23 protein-coding genes are annotated in these 20,442 nt (G+C 69.7%); 11 read left to right on the top strand and 12 right to left on the bottom strand.

Annotated features, from left to right (window positions below):
• The first annotated feature begins 19 nt into the window (after positions 1-19).
• From EXE45_RS11990 to EXE45_RS11970, 5 genes are all read left to right on the top strand, one after another.
• Positions 20-1,375, top strand: a complete 1,356-nt coding sequence (locus tag EXE45_RS11990; protein ID WP_092920256.1) for a hypothetical protein — start codon at positions 20-22, stop codon at positions 1,373-1,375.
• Positions 1,372-1,833, top strand: a complete 462-nt coding sequence (locus EXE45_RS11985) for a hypothetical protein (RefSeq protein ID WP_092920257.1) — start codon at positions 1,372-1,374, stop codon at positions 1,831-1,833. Before EXE45_RS11990 ends, EXE45_RS11985 begins: the two co-directional genes overlap by 4 nt.
• A complete protein-coding gene (locus tag EXE45_RS11980; protein ID WP_092920258.1) occupies positions 1,830-2,513 on the top strand; it encodes a hypothetical protein in 684 nt (227 codons plus the stop codon). Before EXE45_RS11985 ends, EXE45_RS11980 begins: the two co-directional genes overlap by 4 nt.
• 92 nt (positions 2,514-2,605) lie before the next feature.
• Positions 2,606-3,499, top strand: a complete 894-nt coding sequence (locus tag EXE45_RS11975) for a shikimate kinase (RefSeq protein ID WP_092920259.1) — start codon at positions 2,606-2,608, stop codon at positions 3,497-3,499.
• Between the two features lie 38 nt (positions 3,500-3,537).
• The gene (locus tag EXE45_RS11970) at positions 3,538-3,831 is read left to right on the top strand and encodes a chorismate mutase (protein WP_092920260.1); all 294 of its coding nucleotides are present in this window, start codon (positions 3,538-3,540) and stop codon (positions 3,829-3,831) included.
• Here the strand turns inward: EXE45_RS11970 and EXE45_RS11965 are convergent.
• The 3 genes from EXE45_RS11965 to EXE45_RS11955 all read right to left on the bottom strand — a co-directional run bounded on the left by EXE45_RS11965 (position 3,828) and on the right by EXE45_RS11955 (position 5,226).
• Positions 3,828-4,181 carry a type II toxin-antitoxin system PemK/MazF family toxin gene (locus tag EXE45_RS11965; RefSeq protein ID WP_049908936.1) on the bottom strand — a complete coding sequence of 118 codons (354 nt, stop codon included), beginning with the start codon at positions 4,179-4,181 and terminating at the stop codon, positions 3,828-3,830. The two genes, EXE45_RS11970 and EXE45_RS11965, sit on opposite strands and share 4 nt — an antisense overlap.
• Positions 4,182-4,184: 3 nt before the next feature.
• Positions 4,185-4,451, bottom strand: coding sequence for an AbrB/MazE/SpoVT family DNA-binding domain-containing protein (locus EXE45_RS11960; protein ID WP_092920494.1), 267 nt, complete (start codon positions 4,449-4,451; stop codon positions 4,185-4,187).
• 382 nt (positions 4,452-4,833) lie between these two features.
• Positions 4,834-5,226, bottom strand: coding sequence for a CopG family ribbon-helix-helix protein (locus tag EXE45_RS11955; protein WP_092920261.1), 393 nt, complete (start codon positions 5,224-5,226; stop codon positions 4,834-4,836).
• A gap of 105 nt (positions 5,227-5,331) precedes the next feature.
• Between EXE45_RS11955 and EXE45_RS11950 the strand changes: the two genes are divergently transcribed.
• On the top strand, positions 5,332-6,237 hold the full coding sequence (locus EXE45_RS11950) for a hypothetical protein (protein WP_137694472.1): 906 nt from the start codon (positions 5,332-5,334) through the stop codon (positions 6,235-6,237).
• Positions 6,238-6,328: 91 nt separating this feature from the next.
• Positions 6,329-7,234 carry an MOSC domain-containing protein gene (locus EXE45_RS11945; protein ID WP_092920263.1) on the top strand — a complete coding sequence of 302 codons (906 nt, stop codon included), beginning with the start codon at positions 6,329-6,331 and terminating at the stop codon, positions 7,232-7,234.
• 52 nt (positions 7,235-7,286) lie between these two features.
• On the opposite strand, the gene EXE45_RS11940 is transcribed toward EXE45_RS11945, so the two are convergent.
• Together EXE45_RS11940 and EXE45_RS11935 are read right to left on the bottom strand one after the other, a co-directional pair.
• A complete protein-coding gene (locus tag EXE45_RS11940) occupies positions 7,287-8,201 on the bottom strand; it encodes a hypothetical protein (RefSeq protein WP_137694471.1) in 915 nt (304 codons plus the stop codon).
• A 108-nt stretch (positions 8,202-8,309) separates the two neighbouring features.
• Entirely contained in the window at positions 8,310-9,179 is an 870-nt protein-coding gene (locus tag EXE45_RS11935) for a CheF family chemotaxis protein (protein WP_137694470.1), read from the bottom strand.
• 242 nt (positions 9,180-9,421) lie between these two features.
• Here EXE45_RS11935 and fer point away from each other — a divergent pair, with 242 nt between their 5' ends.
• Entirely contained in the window at positions 9,422-9,811 is a 390-nt protein-coding gene (fer, locus tag EXE45_RS11930; RefSeq protein ID WP_092920266.1) for a ferredoxin Fer, read from the top strand.
• Between the two features lie 358 nt (positions 9,812-10,169).
• Here fer and EXE45_RS11925 read toward each other — a convergent pair whose 3' ends face one another.
• Entirely contained in the window at positions 10,170-11,576 is a 1,407-nt protein-coding gene (locus EXE45_RS11925; RefSeq protein WP_092920267.1) for an ATP-binding protein, read from the bottom strand.
• Between the two features lie 332 nt (positions 11,577-11,908).
• On the opposite strand from EXE45_RS11925, the gene EXE45_RS11920 reads away from it, so the two are divergent.
• Together EXE45_RS11920 and EXE45_RS11915 are read left to right on the top strand one after the other, a co-directional pair.
• Positions 11,909-12,304, top strand: a complete 396-nt coding sequence (locus EXE45_RS11920) for an Htur_1727 family rSAM-partnered candidate RiPP (RefSeq protein WP_092920268.1) — start codon at positions 11,909-11,911, stop codon at positions 12,302-12,304.
• Positions 12,301-13,536, top strand: a complete 1,236-nt coding sequence (locus EXE45_RS11915) for a TIGR04347 family pseudo-SAM/SPASM protein (RefSeq protein ID WP_092920269.1) — start codon at positions 12,301-12,303, stop codon at positions 13,534-13,536. The genes EXE45_RS11920 and EXE45_RS11915 overlap by 4 nt, the downstream gene beginning before the upstream one ends.
• 20 nt (positions 13,537-13,556) lie before the next feature.
• Here the strand turns inward: EXE45_RS11915 and EXE45_RS19640 are convergent, their stop codons facing one another.
• From EXE45_RS19640 to EXE45_RS11905, 3 genes are all read right to left on the bottom strand, one after another.
• On the bottom strand, positions 13,557-13,721 hold the full coding sequence (locus EXE45_RS19640; RefSeq protein WP_158293709.1) for a hypothetical protein: 165 nt from the start codon (positions 13,719-13,721) through the stop codon (positions 13,557-13,559).
• A gap of 65 nt (positions 13,722-13,786) precedes the next feature.
• Positions 13,787-14,395, bottom strand: coding sequence for a helix-turn-helix domain-containing protein (locus EXE45_RS11910; RefSeq protein ID WP_137694469.1), 609 nt, complete (start codon positions 14,393-14,395; stop codon positions 13,787-13,789).
• A 114-nt stretch (positions 14,396-14,509) separates the two neighbouring features.
• A complete protein-coding gene (locus tag EXE45_RS11905; protein WP_174548986.1) occupies positions 14,510-15,559 on the bottom strand; it encodes a cell division FtsA domain-containing protein in 1,050 nt (349 codons plus the stop codon).
• 163 nt (positions 15,560-15,722) lie between these two features.
• Here EXE45_RS11905 and EXE45_RS11900 point away from each other — a divergent pair, with 163 nt between their 5' ends.
• A complete protein-coding gene (locus EXE45_RS11900; protein WP_137694468.1) occupies positions 15,723-16,556 on the top strand; it encodes a geranylgeranylglycerol-phosphate geranylgeranyltransferase in 834 nt (277 codons plus the stop codon).
• Positions 16,557-16,647: 91 nt separating this feature from the next.
• Here EXE45_RS11900 and yciH read toward each other — a convergent pair whose 3' ends face one another.
• The 3 genes from yciH to EXE45_RS11885 all read right to left on the bottom strand — a co-directional run.
• Positions 16,648-16,941: a stress response translation initiation inhibitor YciH gene (gene yciH / locus EXE45_RS11895; protein ID WP_004046732.1), complete on the bottom strand. Its 294-nt coding sequence runs from the start codon at positions 16,939-16,941 to the stop codon at positions 16,648-16,650.
• A gap of 54 nt (positions 16,942-16,995) precedes the next feature.
• The gene (locus EXE45_RS11890; RefSeq protein WP_321167816.1) at positions 16,996-19,191 is read right to left on the bottom strand and encodes a transglutaminase domain-containing protein; all 2,196 of its coding nucleotides are present in this window, start codon (positions 19,189-19,191) and stop codon (positions 16,996-16,998) included.
• Between the two features lie 107 nt (positions 19,192-19,298).
• Positions 19,299-20,442 (bottom strand): DUF58 domain-containing protein (locus tag EXE45_RS11885; protein WP_137694466.1); only part of this gene is annotated, 1,144 nt, incomplete at its 5' end.

The following is a 20,442-nucleotide window of genomic DNA, read 5'->3' as shown; positions in this document are numbered from 1 at the left end:
GCCGCGGGGAGTGCGTGTCATGCAACGGACGCGACGGACGCTTCTGGGCGTCGGCGCCGCCCTCGTCGGGACCGCCGGGTGTCTCGGCGTCGAGGGCGTCGAGTACCCCGCCGCCCCCGAGGAGGCCGGGTCGCCGGGAGACGGCGCCGCCCCCGGTGACGGCTCGTCCGGGGACGACGCCCCTCCCGACGACTCGGCGGACGCGGACGGCGACCCGCCGCCGACGAATCCCGAGCTGGCGGACGCGACCCGCGCGGTGGTCGACGACGCGGTGTGGTTCGCGACCGAGTACCCCGACGCGGTCGCGACCTACCGCGACGCGATAACCGACGCGGTCTCGACGGTCCGGTCGGTCCGCGCGACCGTCGACGAGGAGGCGACGATCACGGCCGAACAGGTCGATACGGTCGCGGAAGCCGCCGAAACCGCCGCCGCCCGCGCGGCCGACGCCCTCGAACCGCACTTCTCGCCCGGCCCGCGGATCCGCGCTCAGACGGAGTACCACGTCGACGTTCTGCGGGTCTTCGCGCCGCGAAACGACGTCGACCGCGCGCTCGAGGAACTCGACCGCATGCGGACCGACCTCGCGAGCGTCGGCACCGCCACCTACGTCGACGAGGAGTTCTCTCGGAACCCGATCCACAACCGGCTGTTCCGCCGCCTGCTGGCGCCGCTGCCGCCGGACGACCCCGAACGTGGGCGCGTCACGACCGGCACGCTCGTCGAGCTCGCCGTCGCGAGCCGGAACTTCTCGACGTTCGCACACCGGCCGTACGACCGCGACGAGGTCGACCGCGACCGGATCCCGCAGATCTACGGCGAGGCGTTTGCCCCCGATCGTCGGCGCGAACTGCGCGCACGGCTCGGCCCGATCCCGCAGCCCGCGGACCGGATCGAAGAGCTGTTCGTCGCGTTCGCGAGGCGCCCGCCGCTGGGGAACCGCCGTCGGGACGCGTTCGAGGGCTGGGCCCGCGAACTCGACGGCGTCCCGGTCCACGTCCAGCGGTATCCGGACCCGGAGACCGCCGAGGCGCGGCTCTCGACGGCCCTCGAGGCCGGTTCGACGGAGGGACGGGCGCCGATCGACCCCGAGGCGACCCTCGCCGGTTCGGACTTCGGCGGGAACGCCTCGGACGGCGGGAACGCCTCCGACGCGAACGCCGATACCGACGACGGCCCGACCGCCTGGCACCGCTTCTACCACCGCGAGGCGGAGGGCGAGCGGTACGGCTTCGACGAGCACGCCGGCGTCCAGTACGGCTACGTCGTCCGGGCGGGCGAGTTCCTGCTCGCGGCCGGCTTCTCCGGCGACGCGTGGGAGGAGCGGACCGGCTGGCACGGCAGACTGCGGTACGGATGGGTGACCGGCGCATGAACGCGAACGAGATCGGGCTCGTGGCGGCCGCGTTCGCGCTCGTCGGCGCCGGCGTCGGCATCGTCGGCGCGGCCGCGACGGGCTGGGCGGAGGCGGCGTTGGCGACCGCGGCGACCGGCGAGACCGCCCGGTTCGGCCCGGTGTTCGTCGCCCAGTCGTACCTCGCCGTGACCGCGACCGTCCTCGTCGCCGCGGTCCCGCTGGCCGGCGTCCTCGGCGTCCTCGTCGGGTCGCGGGCCCGCGGCGTCGTCGCCGCGGCGGCGACCTGCGGACTGGGGACCGGCCTCGGCGCGCTGACGTACGGGCTGATCGCGGTCACGGTGATCGTCGTCACGCAGGGCGACGCCGCCGCGCAGGCGCACGGCCTCGCCGACGCGTTCCTGCCGACGCTCGCCACGGCGTTCGTCTCCGGGGCCGTCGGCGCCTCGACCGGTGTCCTCGGGGCGGTGATGCGATGACCGCCGACCGAGACGAGCGGGACTCCGGCGACGGCGAGCGACCCGGCAGACGGACCCGACGCGCGTCGCGGCGCGGCGTCCTCGCAGTCGGCGCCGCCGGGCTGCTGGCCGGCTGCCTCGTGACCTCGGAGTCGGAGGGCGGGCCGGGTCCCCGGCAGACGGACGGCAACGGCTCCGATACCGGGAGCGACGGGTCCGACGGTGGCGGTCAGGGATCCGGCGACGACGACGGAAGCGGCGCCGGGGGCGACGCGGGCGGCGACGGCGGCGCCGGGAGCGACGGGGATTCCGGCGGTAGCGGCGACGAATCGACGCCGGAGACTGTCGCGCCGGACGGATCGGGACTGGTCGTCACCGACGCGACGGTCTTGGACGTGAGCGAAGGCGGGGGACAGACGACGGTTCGCGCTCGCCTCACCGTCGAGAACGCCGGACGGTTCGAGTACGGCGTCGTCGAGTTCCGGGTCGACGCGTACGCGACGCCGGCCGGGACCGACGAGCGCGAGCCGGTCGGGTTCGAGTACGACACCGAGCGGTTCACCGGCGAGAACCGGTTCGACGGCTCGCGCCCGCGGCAGTTCACGGTCGAGATCGTGTTCTCCGACGATCGGACCAGCGTGCGGCCCGACCCGGACTGGTACGCGGTCGACGCGGCGGTCAGGCGCGCGGAGCCGATCTGAGGCGGCGCGAGGGTAGCAATCGGGGTGGGGTCCCGGCAGAGAGACTCGCCGTTATCGCTACCTCTTTGTCCGCGCTCGCGAGCCGTGAACCCATGGAGGGACGGGCGGCGGCGCTCGGCGCCGGAACCGTGTTGAACGCGCTCGCGACCGGCACGGGCGCGGCGTTCGGCATCGACGTCGAGACGCGCGCGACGGTCGAGCTCGACCCCGCGGCCGACGGCGTCGACGGGGAGATAGCCGAGGACGCCGGCGCCGACACCGACCTGATCGAGCGCTGCGTCGCGCTCGCGACCGAGCGATGGGGCGACGGCGAGGGGGGCCGCGTCCGGACCGACAGCGACGTGCCCCTGGCCGCGGGGCTGAAAAGCTCCAGCGCGGCCGCCAACGCGACCGTCCTCGCGACCTGTAACGCGCTCGGGCTCGCGATCGGGGACGACCCGGAGGACCCCGCCGTCGACGTCACCCGCCTGGCGGCCTGCCGGCTCGGCGTCCGAGCCGCCCGCGAGGCCGGCGTCACCGTCACGGGCGCGTTCGACGACGCGACCGCCTCGATGCTCGGCGGCGTCACCGTCACCGACAACGACGCCGACGAACTCCGGACGCGAGAGGCCGTCGACTGGGACGTCCTCGTCTGGACTCCGCCAGAGCGGGCGTACAGCGCCGACGCCGACGTGGCGCGCTGCGAGGCCGTGGCGCCGATGGCCGATCTCGTCGCCGACCTCGCGCTCGACGGCCGGTACGGCGAGGCGATGACCGTGAACGGGCTGGCGTTCTCGGCCGCGCTCGGGTTCGACGCCGACCCCGCCGTCGAGGCGATGCCGCACGCGACCGCGGTGTCGCTCTCCGGCACCGGCCCGAGCGTCGTCGCCGTCGCGGACTCCGCCGACCCCGAGACCGACCTCGGCGCGGTCGCCGACGCCTGGGGCGATCGTCCCGGAACGCTGCGACGAACGACGACCAGAAACGACGGCGCGGCCGTCGAGTGAGCCCCCGTGACCACCACCCACTGACCCACTACCTACCAATGAGTGACACACCCAACACCGAGGACCGAAGCCTCGACGAACTGCGACGCGAGATCGAGGACATCGACCGCGAGATCGTCGAACTGATCGCCCGCCGAACCTACGTCGCTGACACCGTGGCGGCGGTGAAAGAGGAGCGCGACCTCCCGACGACCGACGAGGGCCAAGAGGAGCGCGTGATGGAGCGCGCCGGCGAGAACGCCGAGCGCTTCGACGTGGACGCCAACCTCGTGAAGGCCATCTTCCGGCTGCTGATCGAACTGAACAAGGTCGAACAGCGGGAGAGTCGCTAGAGTTCCCTCAGACCGAGGCTGTATTCGAGTGCCTCGTCGACTTCCTCCATACGGGACGCCGGCACTGAGCCGAGGCTGGTATTAATACGATGCTCGATGGACACCGTGCGAATCTGACTACAGAGAGCAACCGAGTCCTCTCGGAGCGGAGACTCGGCAGCCGAGACGAGTACCTCGAACGGGTACAGTTCGTCTCCTCGCGAGGTCGTAAACGGGACGACGATGGTCGTCGGCGCGTTCTCGTTCCCAACGTTGTTTTGCACGACTAGACACGGTCGTGTTCCTCGTTGCTCGGACCCCTCTGTCGGGTCAAGCTCGACGATGACGATGTCTCCGCGGCGAACGTCCATCGATTACCACTCGGGAACATCACCGAGGTACTCGTCGGCCTCGCGAGACACACCGTCCATCTCCTCCGCGAGGGCTTCGGATTCTGCTGCGCGTCGTCGGTACCCCTCAGCGAGCTCCTCACGAGACAGCGGTTTTTCGATGGTGATTTTCCCGTCCTCTTCGTGAACCAGTACCTCGTCCCCGCCGCGGATACCCAGTTTCTCTCTCAGTTCTTTCGGGAGGGTGACTTGCCCTCGTTCACCGACCTTACGTTCCTCGCTCTTGCTCATGAGCATTCATATCCTATTCATATCTAAATTCTTTTCGTTCGGAGAAGAGCTGAGAGGGAAGGGACCACGGGCGACATGCGCAACTTTCGGTCAGGGTGCGATATACTGGATTTCAGCTACCTGAACAAGGTCGAACAGCGGGAGAGTCGGTAAGCGCGTCGTCGCCGCGTCGTACCGCTCCCGAGGTCAGTCGTCGCCCGCGGGCCAGAGCCGACGCTCGGGCGCGAGCAGGGAGACGACCATCACCGCCGAGAGCCCGAGGAGACAGCCCGCCGCGACGGCGAACGCGACGAGTTCGATCATCGTGTCTAGTTGACGAACCGACAGGTATCAATCCCTCGGTTCGGCCGATTCCGCGTCAGAGGGTCCGGGAAATCCGAGGTCAATCGCCGTCCCGGATCAGCATCACTTTCACGCGGCGGACGGCGTCGAAGTCGCGGAGCCGGTACGTCAGTTCGCGGACCCGCGCGGCGTCGCCGCGACAGAACAGCGATTCGAGACACCACTCGCCCTGATGGGTGTGGCTCGTGTTGAGGATCACGTCCTGATACTCGTGTTGGACGCCGTGGAGCTCCCGGATCACGTCGTGATGGCGGTAGTCGAAGCCGACGAGCGCGACCACCTCGCCGGCCGTCTCCTCGAGCCGGGAGTGCGACTCGACGAACTCTAACATCGCCTCTCGCACCGCCCGCGACCGATTCTCTATGCCCTCGTCTCGCCATACCCGATCGAACTCCGCCACCACCTCGTCGGGGATGTTGAAACTCGTTCTCACGGTCTCGTGGTGAACGCCGCGGGCACAAGAACCTCGTTATGACGATACCCCCGGTCCGGTAGTAACAACTGCTAAACGCGGTCGTTTTCGAGTGTCACGCGAACGATGCTCCCAAGCGAACTGCTCGGCCCGCTCGCGGGTGCGGTCCTCCTCGGCGCGGTCCACGGGATCGAACCGGGCCACGGCTGGCCGGTCGCCGCCTCGTACGCGCTCGATCAAACCAACAAGTGGGTGTACGGGTTCGCGGCGAGTTTCCTCATCGGATTCGGCCACCTCGTCAGCAGCATCGCGATGGTTGCGGTCTTCTTCTACGCGAAGAACTACTTCGATCTCACGCAGGTCAACGAGCCGATCGCGGTGTTCGGCGCCGTCCAGATCGGTGGTCCGGTCAGCCTCGTGGCCGGCGTGCTGCTGATCGCTCTCGGGGTCCGCGAGTACCTCCACGGCCACTCTCACGGGACCGACGACGAGGGGCACGATCACGAGCATAGCCGTGATTCGACCGACCATCACGATCATGACCCGAGCGACCGTCACGACCACCACGATCACGGCCCGAGCGACCATCACGACCACAGCCATGATCCTGCCGGGCCTCACGACCGGGGTCACGATCACTCGCACGACCACGGCGACGAAAGCGGCGGGCTCTACGCCCGCCTGAAGGGGTTTGTGCCGTTCGCCGGCGGTCACTCCCACTCGCACGGCGGTCTCGAGGAGGGGACCGACCGGGGGCTCCTCGGCATCGCGTGGTTCGCGTTCGTCCTCGGGTTCGCCCACGAGGAGGAGTTCGAGATCATCGCGCTCTGTGCCGGGTCGAACTACTGTCTCGAACTGATGAGCGCCTACGCGCTCACCGTCATCGCGGGTATCGTCGGACTGACGTTGCTCCTGATCGCGGGATACCACCGCTCGCAGGAGCGCGTCGAACAGTACGCCCCGTACCTGCCGGCGTTCTCCGCGGCGGTCCTCGTCGTCATGGGCGTCGGATTCATCTTCGGGCTGTTCTGAGCCCCCCGCCGTCCGCGGTCCCCGGCAGCCGTGCGACGGAACCCGTCTCGGTCGGCCGATCGCTTTTGGTCCGCCCCGTCGAACACCGGCCATGACACGCGTCTGCGAACTCGTCGCCTACCCGCTGAAGTCCTGTGACGGCGTCGCCGTCGACCGCGCCGCGATCGGCCCGGAGGGCGCGCTCCGGGGCGACCGCTCGTACGCGCTCGTCGAGGCCGGCGTCGATCCGGGGGAAGCCTCCGTCGGCGGTGGCGGCGGCTACGTCAACGGAAAAAGCGAGCCGGCGATCCACGGGCTCCGCGCCGAGTACGACCTCGCGGGTCCGACGGACGCCACCCCGACGGCCGTGGCGCTCTCGCGACCGGAGACCGAGCGCGCGCCGGCGGCCGAGCGCACCTTCGCACTGCCGGACGAGGGCGACGACTTGGCCGACTGGGTCGGCGAGTACCTCGGCTACGCGGTCGACCTCGTTCGCGACCCGGCGGGCGGCTTCCACGACGACCGCGCCGCCCACGGCCCCACGGTCGTCTCGCAGGCGACGCTGGAGACCGTCGCGTCGTGGTTCGACGAGATCGCGGACGCGACGGAGATGCGTCGCCGGTTGCGTCCGAACGTCGTGGTAGACGGCTGTCCCGCCTTCTTCGAGGACCGACTGTTCGCGGACTACGGGGAGGGCGTCCGCGTCGCGGTCGGCGGGACGGAACTGATCGGCGTCAACCCCTGTCAGCGCTGCGTCGTCCCTTCTCGGGACCCGGACACGGGCGCCGAAACAGCGGGGTTCCGCGAGAGATTCGTCCGGAAGCGCCGCGAGACGCTGCCGGAGTGGACCGAGAGCGACCGCTTCGACCACGACTTCCGGCTGATGGTCAACACCGTCGTCGAGGAGGCGTCGTGGGGCGACACGCTCGCCGTGGGCGACGAGGTCGCCGTCGAGGGCGTCGTCGCCGTCGACGAGAGCGGAACGCCCGTCGCGGACGCCGAGTCCGCGGCTGAGTGATCGACCGACGCCGTCGAAGCAATCGGCGGGAAGGGGACCACGCGGAGCCGCGTCAGCGGCCGCCGTCGGTCATCGCGACCGGTTCGTCCGCGTCGGTGTCGGCCGCGTCCGCCGCGGACTCGCCGCCCGTCGCGGGGTCGACGGCGGTGTCCGTGACCCCGAACTGCGTCCAGAGGGTGGCGACGACGACCGCGTACGCGACGAGGTCGTAGTGGACCGCGCCCTCCAGACCGGTGAACGCGGTCAGCGTGCTGTACCCGTAGAGGGCGACGACGCTCCCGACGAACGCGGTCTCGCCGGTGAACCGCCCGGCGCGCACGGCGGCGGTCGCGCGGCGGATCGCGGGACCGCAGGCGACGAGGAACGCGACCCCGGAGAGCGCGCCGAGGTTTATGAAGAAGTGCGTCGTCATCTGTGAGTCGAGGATCGACTGGAGGTACTGGACCGTCACGGGGTCGTAGAACAGCCACTCGACGCGCGTCGGGTACAGCACCGCGACGTACGGCGTCGCGACCATCAGGCCGAAGAGGACCGCGACCGCGACGCGGGCCGACGCGAACTGCGAGGCGCGGCGCGCCTCGAACGCCTCGTCGCCGGGCGCGACGACCAGCCCGCACTCCGCGAGCACCTCCCGGAGCGCCTCGCGCGACAGCGACGCGTCGTGGTGGACGCCGACCGTTCCGTTGCGCCGCGTCGCCGAGGCGGCGCTGACGCCGTCGACGTCGCGCAGGACCGCCTCCAACAGTCCCTCGCGGCGGTCGGTGTCGATCTCCTCGACGGAGAACGTGTCGTGGTCGTGGTCCTCCGGCACGCGAGCGACCCGCGGTCTCGGCCCGGAGGTGTCGCTTGCGGTCGTCCCGCCTCCGGGCGACCCCGTCTCGTCCGACGGATCGGGCGCGTCGATTCCCCGGTCGCGGACCACGGCGTCGAGCGGCGTCTCGCCGCCGCGGTGGTCACGGTCTGCCATGAGACACACCTACGGTTACAGGAGCATGAAGTTTCCCCCGCGCGGTGCGGCCCGCGGCGGGCCTCGGAACGCGCAGTGCGGCCCGCGGCGGCGAGGGAGCGCCGGCCGCTACGCGTTGACCGATTCGAGGTGCGAGCTCACGATCATCTGGCCCTTCCGAGTCAGCGTCGTCCCGGCCTCCCCGTCGGCGACGAGGCCCGCCTCGCGCAGCGAGTCGAGGACCATCGACGTCTGGGTGACGTCGCCGGTGACCACGTCGGCGATGGTCGCCTCGCCGCCGGCGGAGTAGATGGAGACGAGGATCTCCAACTGCTCTTCGGTCGGGTCGAACGACTCCAGATCCTCCATCGCCTCGTCGTACTCGATCTTGATGTACCGACCGAGAATGTTGAGCGCCCGCTCGTTCGGGACCGTCGTGATCGACGTCACCGTCTGCCCGTCGGCGACGTGTCGGAAGACGAGCGCCGGCCGTTTCTTCCCGCCCAGCGTGCGGTCGGTGCGCTCGTAGTCGATCACGGCCGAGAGGTCGACCGCGAACGGCTCGGGGCAGTCCCCGAACCGTATCTCTCCCGGCGACACCGACACCGAGGCGCGGTGGTCGGTGGCGTCCGTGACGCGGCCGCCGACCTTCGCCGGGTGTCGGACCGTGACGGTCACGTTCCGCAACAGCGTTTTGAACAGCAGCCTGACGAACCGGTCCATGTCCTCCGACTCGCCCTCCACGAGCGCCGAGCGCCGCGAGCCGTCGCTCTCGTAGGCGATCGTGACGCTCTCGTTGAAAAACGAGCGCAGGTCGCCGGGGACGCTTCCGACGACCACGTCGAACACCCGCGAGAGCGGGATCGTCTCCTTCCCGTCGTCCGTCGCGAGGACCAGCCGTCGCTGGCTCAACAGGACGCGGCCCGTCACCGGCTCGTCGGTCTCCTGACTCGTCGCGTGGACGCGGCCCACGAAGTCGGCGACGACGGACTCTCCCATCGATAGTTCCTGTGCGCCGTACGCTATTTATTGTTACTCACCTCGTATCAGTCGTGATAACGAACTGTCACTAGTGCGGTTCCCGGCGGAGAGAAACGGCAACTCCGCCCGTTCGAGACGTCTCCGCAATCCGTCGAAAACGCCGAGACGAATCGAACGTGTTCGGCTCTCCGGTGCGTCTCTCGGGGGCGGGGGATAAGGAACAGCAAAGCCTAATGAGGTGGGCATCAAACTGACTGGTGATGCCCACAGTAGAATACCTCAACTACGAAGTGCTCGACGACCACGGCTGGTCGATGGACGACGACGACCTCTTCGAACAGGCCGCCGACGCCGGCCTCGACGACGAGGATTACGGAACCCTGGAAGTCAATCAGGGCGAATACATCCTCGAGTCCGCCGAGGCGCAGGGCTACGACTGGCCCTTCTCGTGTCGCGCCGGTGCGTGTGCGAACTGCGCGTCCATCGTCAAGAAGGGCGACATCGACATGGACATGCAGCAGATCCTCTCCGACGAGGAGGTCGAGGAGAAGAACGTCCGCCTTACCTGTATCGGTAGCCCGGCCACCGACGAGGTCAAGATCGTCTACAACGCGAAACACCTCGACTACCTGCAGAACCGCGTCATCTAAACAACGGCGTATAACGCTCGTTAAACAGACGCGGCCCCTTCCAGGGGTAGCGATAGTTTAGACCAGCCGTTTCCGGCCTGAAATCGATCTCTACTGGCCGTTTTCTCTTGTAGCACGAACTGTGTTCAGAACAGACCCGCGTTTTCCACTTTCGTTATGACAATGTGAGTACAAAATAGTCGTACTGATAGCACGCGGGTCGTACTGTCAGTAGGTGTGGGGCTCCCACCCTTTCTCTCGCACTCGTACCGATGTTTCTGCTCAGCCACACTCCACCGACAACGCAGCGTTCGTGTTCTCGCTTGCCCTTCACCTTCGATCACTGCTGTACACGAACGGAAGCGATTCTCGGGAACAGCTATTCGGACAGGGTCTCAACGACATCGTCAACTGTGAACAGACCGAGATCGTCCCGATCCTCGGCCGCTTCCTCCACTGAGGATGCGAACCCGCTTCGGCTAAACAGTACGTACTCGTAGTTCACGTCGCTGTCAGCCGGCGACCACTCGATTTCGGGTGCCTCCCGTTCGAGCTGGGCGAGAACGTCGTACCCCGTCGGTTGTTGCTGGAACTTCGCTTCCCCGACCAGTAGCGTGTCGCCGTTCGTCGGGGCCACGATATCGATTTCACGGCCGTCGGTGTCCCACCACCGACCTGGGGATTCCGTGAACGTGTACGCGTCCCCGTACTCGTAGAGAACTGCCCGCTGGCAGAGTCGTTCGAACGACGAACTGACGAAGTCCGGAAGATGCGGTTCGACCAGTTCGTCGTACGCGTCCGCTCCGAACACTTCGTACCGAGACGAACGGCCGTGTACGAAGCGGAACCAGAACGCGAACAGTTGGTCCCTGATTCGATACCGGCTGTTCCGACTCCGGGACGGGTCAACGGTTACTGGGTACTCCTGCTCGATTATCTGGAGTTCCCGCAGCCGGGAGAGGTAGTAACTCGCGCTGTTGGCGTTGATGCCCGCCGCCTGGATAATCCCGTTTCGCTTGTGGTTCCCCTCCGCCATCGCTTTCAGGACGGCGAAATACCGGTCAACCTCGTCCAGTTCCCGATACAGGACGTCCTCGGGCTCCTCGTGGAGGCCGCCATCCCGGAGCAGCAAGGTCTCCGTGATGTTCTCTTGGAGTGACTGCGTATCGTCCACTGCTCGGAGGTACTCCGGTGTCCCCCCGAACACACCGTATGCGATCACCTGTTCGGCTGGCGCGTAGTTCGGGAAGAACTCCATCGCGGCCGCGAACGGGAGCGGACCGATTTCGAGTTTCCCGTTCGGCCGTTTCGATATCCGCCCGTACAGCGGTGAACTCCCGTCGAGTGCGATCTTGTGTATCATCCCGATCGCCGAGCCAGTCAACACGAAGGTCGCAGCTGTATCAGCGACTTCGTGGTCCCAGATTCGCTGGATGAGGGAGGGGAGCGCTTCGTTTTCGTCAACGAGGTACGGGAACTCGTCGAGGATGACGACCGTGTCCTGCTCAGCGAGGTACGTAAGAACGTTCTCCCAGTCCTTCCGAATCCGACTCACTCCCGGGAACACCGTTGTGGCATCAGCGATGAAGGAGTCAAGTTGTTGCTCCGTCGTCCCGTGTGCAGCCTGATGGTACACCGCGTCTTCACGGTCTTCGATGGATTTGACGACGAGCGCCGTCTTCCCCATCCGCCGACGTCCGTAGACGACGCTCAACTCCGCGGACCCACTCTCGTATAACTCGTGGAGTCTGTCGAGTTCCTGTTCTCGGTTGACGAACGCGGGCATACCTCCACCTTCGACTCACCAGCACATAAAACGTACAGATAGCGTAGTCTAAACTATCGTAGTTCAAACCACGGTAGTTGAGGCAACAGTAAAGAGAACCGCGTCATCTGAACGGCACTCTCTCACCGCGGTTAACGACCGCTCTCACCCGGGACCGCAGTCGCCGCGTCCCCGCATTCTCTCGTTTTCGTTCCGGATTAGTCCCGGCGTTCTCCGCCCTCGTCGCTCTCTCGGCGACGGCCGCGTCGCTCACTTCCCGAACTCGTTCGGGCGAATTTCGCGGCCGTGAGAACGCGCGAAACCCCGTTCGGGGGACCGTCCGTACGGGGGGTATGGTCGAGAAGACGAGTCGAAGCGAGGACGCGAACGGGCCGCGGTCGGCCGACGGTCGCCGGTTCGAGGTGTTCGTCCGCGAGGCGGAGTCGGACCCGCTCCGCCACGTCGGCACGGTCGCCGCGCCGACGCCGGACGTCGCCCACGAAGAGGCGAGCAAGCTCTTCGCGTGGTACGCCCGCGACGTGTGGGTGTGCCCGGCCGCCGAGGTGTCCCGATACTCCGCGGCGTCGCTCGCTGACCAGGAGGACGGGGCGGACGCGGACGCCGAGGACGCCGACGAGCCGCGCGTCTACGAGGAGACCGAGGGGACGCCGACGGTCTCCTGCGGCGGGAGGCCAGTCGACGACGACGGAGAGGGTGCCGGGGAGCCGCCCGCGGAGGGATCGCGATGATCTCCGTCAGCAAGCTGCTGTGCGGGCTCGACGCCGAGAGCGACGGACTCCGCTACGACGCGGCCGACGGCTCGAAGGAGCCGCAGATCACCGAGGAGAAACAGCGGCGGCCGGTCGTCGTCTGGAACGCCACGAAGCGGTGTAACCTCTACTGCGAGCACTGCTACGCCGGCGCCGACGCTGACGGCGCCCCGAACGAGCTCTCGACGGCGGAGGGGAAGGCGCTCGTCGACGACCTCGCCGAGTTCGGCGTCCCGGTCCTGTTGTTCTCCGGCGGCGAGCCCCTCGTCCGCGAGGACCTCGCGGAGCTGATCGCGTACGCCGACGAGAGCGGGATCCGCCCGGTGCTCTCGACGAACGGGACGCTCCTCACCCGCGACCGGGCCCGAGAGCTGAAGCAGGCGGGGCTCAAGTACGCCGGCGTCTCCGTCGACGGCCTCCCCGAGCGCAACGACCGCATCCGCGGCGAGGAGGGCGCGTTCGACGCCGCGGTCCGGGGGATCGAGGCCTGCCTCGACGTCGGGCTCAAGACGGGGCTCCGGTACACGATTACCGAGCACAACGTCGACGACCTCGCGGGCGTCGTCGACCTGCTCGTCGACGTCGGCGTCGACCGCTTCTGCTTTTACCACCTCGACTACGGCGGCCGCGGCGCCGACATCTCGAACGTCGACCTCTCGCCCGAGGCGACCCGGCAAGCGGTGGCCGACCTCTGTGACCTCACCCGCGAGTACCACGAGCGGGGCGAGGAGATAGAGACGCTGCTCGTCGGCAACTACGCCGACGCCGGTCACCTCGTCGAGTACGCGGACCGCGAGATGGGGACCGACCGCGCCCGGCTCATCTACCGGTACCTCGAACGCAACGGCGGCGACCCCACCGGCGAGCGCGTCGCCGACGTCGACCCCGTCGGCAACGTCCACCTCACGCAGTTCTGGCAGGGGTACTCGCCCGGCAACGTCCGCGACCGCTCGTTCGGCGCGATCTGGACCGACGAGTCGAACCCGCTCCTCGCCGGGCTCCGCGAGCGGGAGGAGCGCCTCTCCGGCCGCTGCGCCGACTGCGCGTATCAATCGATCTGCCGGGGCGGCTCGCGGCTCCGCGCGCTCTCGGCGCACGGCGACCCGTTCGCGCCCGACCCGAAGTGCTACCTCACGGCGGCGGAGCGCGCCGGCGAGGAGGCGCTTTCGCGGATCGACGCGGGGGACCGGTCCGCGCCCGCCGACGACTGAATCGCTTTCGGGCCCGGTCCTTATTCCCCGTTTCCGTCGGTGTCCGGTCCACCTCCCGTCCCGTACTTCGCGGAGAAGCGCTCCGCGGGCACCTCCCCGCGGGCGACGCCGATCGCGTCGCGCACGAGCTCGACGGTGGCGTCGTCTCGCACCGGCTCGACGGCCGGCGGGTCGTCGTCGCTCATGACCGGACGGAGGAGGTCGCGCCCCCTCGGCGTCCCGCTTTACCGGTCCACCGCTTCAAAGGCTCTCACCGCTCGGCGCCGTCAAAGACGTCCGTCACCAGCTTCGCCTGCGCGGTGCGGAGCCGCTGTGAGAGCGCGGACTTGCTGATACCGAGCTCGTCGGCGAGCTCGCTCAGGCGCACGTCGCGGTCGTCGTCGAAGTAGCCGCGGACGACCGCGAGCTCGAGCCCGCGGCGCTGCTTCGGCGTCAGCGCGGAGAGGTCGAAGGTGACCTGCTCGGTCGCGTCCGGCCCCTCGACGACCGCGAGTCGGACGAGGCGAACCCGGTCGACGACCCCGCGAAGCTCTTCGACGAGCCGGCGGACCGCGCCCCGGTCGTCGACGTACGCGGTGACGAGGATCGTCCCGTCCTCGACGCGCCGGAAGTGCGGGACGCAGCCGAGGCCCCCGAACGCGTGACAGAGGCAGTCGGCGTCGACCTCGCCGGTTCCGCGGCGCACGTCGCCGTCCGGCGTCGTCACGTCGACGACGCACTCGTCGCCGACCGCGTTGACCGCGACCTCGGTGGCCTCGTCGGCCTCGGAGACGATCGGACAGCCGCGGTCGCCGGTCGGATCGACGTCGAGGTCGACCCGCAGGCGACGGTCCACCTCGGCGCCGGCGGCGTCGGACATGTCAGTCGCTACGGACGGCGTCGGTTTTACTTTTCGGCGGATTCCCGCGATCCGGCGCGGCGGTCCGGGTCGGTTTCGAAAAAGTGAGTGAGAGAACGCGACCGCGTCGTCGGATTAGTCCTCGGACTCGGGGGCGGCCTCCTCGGCCGCGGGCTCGTCGGCTGTACCGCCCGACTCGGCCTCCTCGCCCTCCTCGGAGCGTGCGGCGACGAGGGCGCCGCTGGCGACGCTGTACATCGGCTCGTCGGCCGAGCGCACGCCGCTGATCGAGAACGGAATGTTCGCGTCCGCGAGGTGGTCGGCGAACAGGTCCTCGAAGCCGTTCGGGCTGGAGGTGCCGCCGGTGACGACGACGGGCACGTCGAGCCCCTCCTCGACGTCCTCCTCGTCCACCTCGCGGGTGATGTTCTCGATGACGTAGTCGAGCAGGTTCTCGTAGTAGATGGCGAGCGCGCCCTCGACGCCGCCCACGTCGGTGCGGAAGTCGAGTTCGAAGTCGTCCTCCTTGATGCTCGTCACCTTGTCGACGGGCGTGCCGGTCGCCTGCGAGGTCTGCTCGTCGATCCAGTCGCCCCCGCGGGCGATGGAGAACTTCATGACGGGGACCGCGTAGTAGGCGAGACAGACGTTCGTCATCCCCGCGCCGAAGGAGATCCCGAGGCCGGTGAAGTTGTTGTCGGCCAGCTCCGAGTAGATGACCGCCATCCCCTCGTTGATCGGCTCGGGATCGTACCCCATGTCCCCGAGCATCGATTCGAGCGTCTTTTCGTGGTACAGGGTCGTGAGCCCGGAGTCGATCGGGTCCGCGGGACTGGAGTAGAACAGCCGCTCGTTCGGCTTCGAGGGCTCGCCGACCACCTGCTCGGTAATGAGCTTGATCATCGGAATCGCGGACGCCTCCTCGCTGGAGAGGATGCCGTGCTGCATCGGCCGGCGGGTCTCCTTGTTGAAGATGTTCGCGAAGTTCAGGGCGTCGTCGCCGACGACGTACACCTTGTCGTCCTTTCGGATGTGGAGGACCTCGCTGCGCGAGAGCATCTGCTCGGCCATGTCGCTGTACTCGATCTCGACGAACGAGTTCCGCTGCTGTACGAACACCGTCTCCGCGCCCTCCTGCCGCCCGGAGAGGATGTTCATCGTCCCGACGTCTAGGCCTTTAGCCATGAACCAGTGTTTCATTTCGCAGGTGATAAACGTTCGTGGCAGGCCGGGCGCGGCCGCCTGCGTGGCCGGGGAGGTGTTCGGGACGCGGCGATCGCGGCGAGGCGCTCCCGGGCCGACCGATCCCGCACCGTTTATTTCTCGGCGGCGGAAGTACGGGGACGACGTGCGAGACACGCTCCGCGGTATCGTCGACCTCGCTCGCCTCGGCAACTGCGTCGCCGCCGGGGCCCTCACGGCGACCGGCGCGTTCGTCGCGGGCGCGAGCGGCGCCGCCGTCCCGACCGCGCTCGCGGCCGCGACGACCGTCTTCGCGGTCGCCGCGGGCAACGCGATCAACGACTACTTCGACCGTCAAGTCGACGCGGTCAACCGCCCGGACCGCCCCATCCCCCGCGGCGCGGTGTCGCCCCGGGGCGCGCTCGCGACCGCCGCCGTCTGGTTCGCGGTCGCGGTCGCGGTCGCGGTCCGCCTCCCGCCGTTAGCGATCGGCATCGCCGCGGTGAACCTCGTCGCGCTCGTCACCTACACGAGCCTCTTCAAAGGGACGCCCGGGCTCGGCAACGCCCTGGTCGCCTACCTCGTCGGCTCGACGTTCCTGTTCGGCGGCGCCGCCGTCGGAAACCCCCGCGCCGTCCTCGTCCTCGCCGCGCTCGCCGGGCTCTCGACGTTCACCCGCGAGGTGATCAAAGACGTCGAGGACGTGGCCGGCGACCGAGAGGAGGGCCTCGCGACCCTCCCGATCGCGGTCGGCGAACGCCGCGCGCTGCGGATCGGTGCGGCCGCGCTGGTCGTCGCCGTGGCCGTCAGCCCGCTGCCGTACTTCTCCGGAACGCTCGGCGCGGCGTACCTCGCGGTCGTCGTCGTCGCCGACGCGGTGATGCTGTACGCGACCTACGAGAGCGTCGCCGACCCCGGCGCCGCACAGCGCCGCTTCAAGTACGGCACGTTCCTCGCGGCGGCGGCGTTCGTCGTCGGCCGCGTCGCGGTGGTCGTGTGAGCCGAGCTGCGCGGCCGCTCGCGGACGAAGACCAACACGAAAACCGGTCGCGGTGCGAAACGATGCTCGACGGCGGACGGTCAGGTGACGGTCACGCGACGTTGAAACCCTTGTCGCGGAGGAAATCCTCCACGCGACCCGAGTGGTTCCCCTGGAGCTCGATGGCGCCGTCCTCGACGGTGCCCCCGCAGGCGAACTTGGACTTGAGATCCGACGAGAGGGAACTCATGTCCACGTCTTTCGGATCGAATCCTTCGATGACCGTTACCTCCTTACCGTACCTGCGCTCGTCGATGCGGATGCTGATCTGCTGGGACTCCTTCGCGACGTCTTCGCAGACGCAGAGTTCCTGGGGCAGTCCGCACGTCGAGCAGACTTCCGACATTACAGTCCGAATCTACAAGACGCCCGTATTAAATAGTGTCGGGTAACCCCCCGATCAGCGGACGAATCGCCCGATAAGCGGCACGCGTTCGAGCGCGAGCCGCCGCACCGCTCTGCGCGCCGCGTCGGCCTCGGCGCGGGTCACCGACCCGGCGTACGCGGCGTGCTCGTACGCCGTCGCGACGGTCTCGACGCGCTCGTCCGCGCCGAGCGTCCGGATCGCGTCGACGTAGTTCCGCGGCGTCTCCCCCGGCCGCCGCTCGCGGTAGCGCCCGGCGAGCAGTCGTTCGAGGTCCGCGAACGCCCGCTCGGCGTCCGCGATCGGACCGCGCCGCCGCCCCGGGAGCAGCGGTCCGACCCGTCGACTCGCTCGACCCGTGAGTCCGGTTCGGCGGGCGCCAGCGACGCCGAGCGCGGCAACGAGCAGCCAGTAGACGGCCGTCTTCGGGTCCGGTATCGATCCGAGCGCACCGTCGTCGTTCCCGCCAGCGGTCGACCCCGCGGTGGCGCTCGCGCCGGCCGGCGGCACCGTCCCCGTCTGCTCGCCGCCGAAGCGAGCGATATCGACGGGGCCGACCGCGCCGGTGCCGGTCGCGTTCCCCGCCGTCGAGTTGCTCGCCCCCGTGTCCCCGTCGGCCGAACCCGCGTCGGCCTCGGGCTCGTTCGGAGCGGGCTCCGGCGTCCGGTCGGGCGCGGAGGCCTCGGTGTCGACGTTCTCCGCGCCCTCGGCGCGCGCCTCCGCGAGCCGGGTCTCTCGGACCTCGTCGCGGGGGCCCGACGGGGTCGGATCGAACGCCACCCAGCCGTGGTCCGGCACGTAGATCGACACCCACGCGTGGGCGTTCTGTCCGCGCACGACGTACTCGTCCTCGCTAACCTGCTCGCCGGACGTGTAGCCCGTCTCGAACCGGGTCGGGATCCCCTGCGAGCGGAGCATCGCCGCCATCGTCGTCGCGAAGTACACGCAGTAGCCGGCGTCCATCTCGAACAGGAACGCGTCGGCCACGTCACCCTCGGGCCGCTCGACGGTCAGCGAGTACTCGTACTCCGATCGCAGGTACGACTCGATCGCGGCCGCCTGTTCGTACGGCGAGTCGGCGTTCGCCGCCGCGACGATCTCCTCCGTCCGCTCCCCGACCCGATCGGGGGTGCTCTCGGGCAGCTGGGTGTACCGCTCCTCGATCGCCGCCGGGTAGTCGGTGCTCGCGTTCCGGAGCGTCGCCGGACCGGCGTCGAGGACGCGGCTCGTCACCGTTACGCTCTCGCCCGGTTCGAGCGGCTCCGCGAGCCGGAGGCTGCCGCGCTCGTCGACCTCGACCGCTCCCGCGCCGTCGACCGAGACCGCCTTCCAGGGCGCCGGCAGCGCCGTCGACTCGGTCTCCGCGGTGATCGTCACGTCGACCGCCTCCGCCTCTCCCGGCGGGCCCGGCAGCGTGCCGTTCACCGCGGACCGCTCGCCGGTCCTGACCCAACCGTCGCCGGTGTAGGTGTCGTACGCCCCCGTGTGCCAGTTCCGCTCGACCGGGCTCTCGATCGTGTACCGAACCGTCGGGGAGAGCCGCGTCGTCCCGACGACGGCCAGCTCGTCGTCGCCGCTCAGGCTCGACTCCAGGGTCGGCGTCCCGCGGTCGAGCCCCAGCGGCTCCGCGGCGCCCGCCGGGATCACGGTGACGGTCGCGCTCGCGACGACCATCGCCGCGACCACCAGCGCGAACGTCCCGGCGTGGCCGCGGCGTCGGCTCGGCGTCGACAGCGTCGAGAGCCCGATCGCGAGCGCGATGCCGACGACCCCGGCGACCGCGGCGCCGGTCTCGGCGTCGCCGGTGAGCACGAGGAAGCCGAGGGTTCCGCCGGCGACCGCCGCGGCCGCGACGTGGCGCCCGCGCCCGACGAAATAGCCGACGAGGAACGTCGGCACCGGCGCCACCGCGAGCACCCAGACGTCCGCGAGCGCCAGCCGCAGCACGGACAGTCCGGTCGACAGCGCGAGGAGGTCCAAGGTGACGCTCCGGAGGGTGAACAGCGCTCGCTGGCTCTCGGGGATCGCGAGGAAGTACCCCGCGAGCCCCGCCGCGAACAGCAGTCCGGCCAGCCACAGCGCGGTCCGCTCGCCGACGGCCCGCGCCAGCGCGACCCCGCCGAGTCCCGCGACCGCGACGACGGCCGCGGTCCGCCCCGTCCCGCCGACGACGTTCGTCACCTGAAAGAACACGGCGAGGTACGCCGCGGCCACGACCGCGACGCCGATCACCGCCGGGTCGGCCGTCCGCCCGTCGCTTCGGTCCGACCCGCTCCCGGCCGATTCGCTCCCGGCCGACTCGCTCCGGGAGAGGCGCCCCCGAACGGCCGACTCGCGACTCACGGCGACGCCACCTCCCGGCGGTCGGTCGATCCGTCCGGTCGGCTCGACTGCGGGCCGTCGGTCGCGGTGCGCTCCTCGTCGGCCTCGCGGCGCAGGTCCGCGAACGAGACCGAGCGGTCCCCCGTTCGGAACCGGGCGCCGTCCGCCGCGGCGACGATCGTCACGTCGGCCTCGTCGTCGGTCACCGCCCCCGGACCGGTCCGGGCCGCGAGTTCGAGCACCTCGCGCCGGCCGCGTCCGCCCGGCGCCGCCGAGACGCGACCGCCGGGCAGTCGCACGTCGACGGGGACGCCGTCGTCGAGCAGCGCCAGCGCGAGGCTCGCGGTCGCCCGCGCGAGCTCGTCGGCAGCGGCCGCGTTCGCGGAGCGTCCGGGGGTCGAGTCGTCGCCGCGATCGACGGCGCCGAGCGAGCCGGCTCCGCGCCCGTCGTCGCGACCGCCGACCGGTCCGTCCCCGCCGCCGCGAACCTCCGTTCCGCCCGCGATCGTCACCCGGTTCCGGACGGTCTCGGCCGCGAACTCCTTGACGACGATCTCGTCGCGCTTGGCGGTCGTCGCCCAGTGGACGTCGCGGACCGCGTCGCCGCGGGTGTACTCGCGGAGGCGGTCGAACTCTTCGCGTTGGCGGCTCACGTCGACCGCGTCGGCCGCGTACAGCTCGCGGCGGAACCGCGTCGGGACCGGGTCGCGGGGCGGGTACACGGTCACCGCCGCGGTCTCGTCGACGACCAGCTCGCGCTCGAAGAGCCCGAACACGTCGGTGACGGTGAGCTCGACCGGGCCGAGCGTCCGCTCGCCGCGCTGGCGGTACGTGACGCGGTACGAGACCGGCTCCGTGCCCACAGACGCCCGGATCGGCGCCGCCGGGCCGTCGAGCCCCTCGTCGACACGGACGCGCACGTCGGCGAGAAACGACTGCGAGGCGGCCTCGTCGCCCCGCGCCGCCTCGGGTCCGAACGCCAAGCGGACCTCTCGCGTCTCTCCGGCGAACCCGTCGGCGGGCGTCACGTGGCGGACCGCGGGCACCTCGACGCGCGACACCTGGACGTAGCCGGCCGCGAGCGCGATGGCGACCGGGAGCACGACCGCGTCGAGCGCGCGCCCGCCGGCGTCGAGCGCGCTGGCGGCCGCGACGAGGCCG

It is taken from the genome of Halorubrum sp. SP9 (assembly GCF_005435015.1).
Taxonomy (GTDB): Archaea; Halobacteriota; Halobacteria; order Halobacteriales; family Haloferacaceae; genus Halorubrum; species Halorubrum sodomense.
Note: the sequence above shows the minus strand (reverse complement) of the source record. Positions and strands in the feature narration are given on the sequence as shown.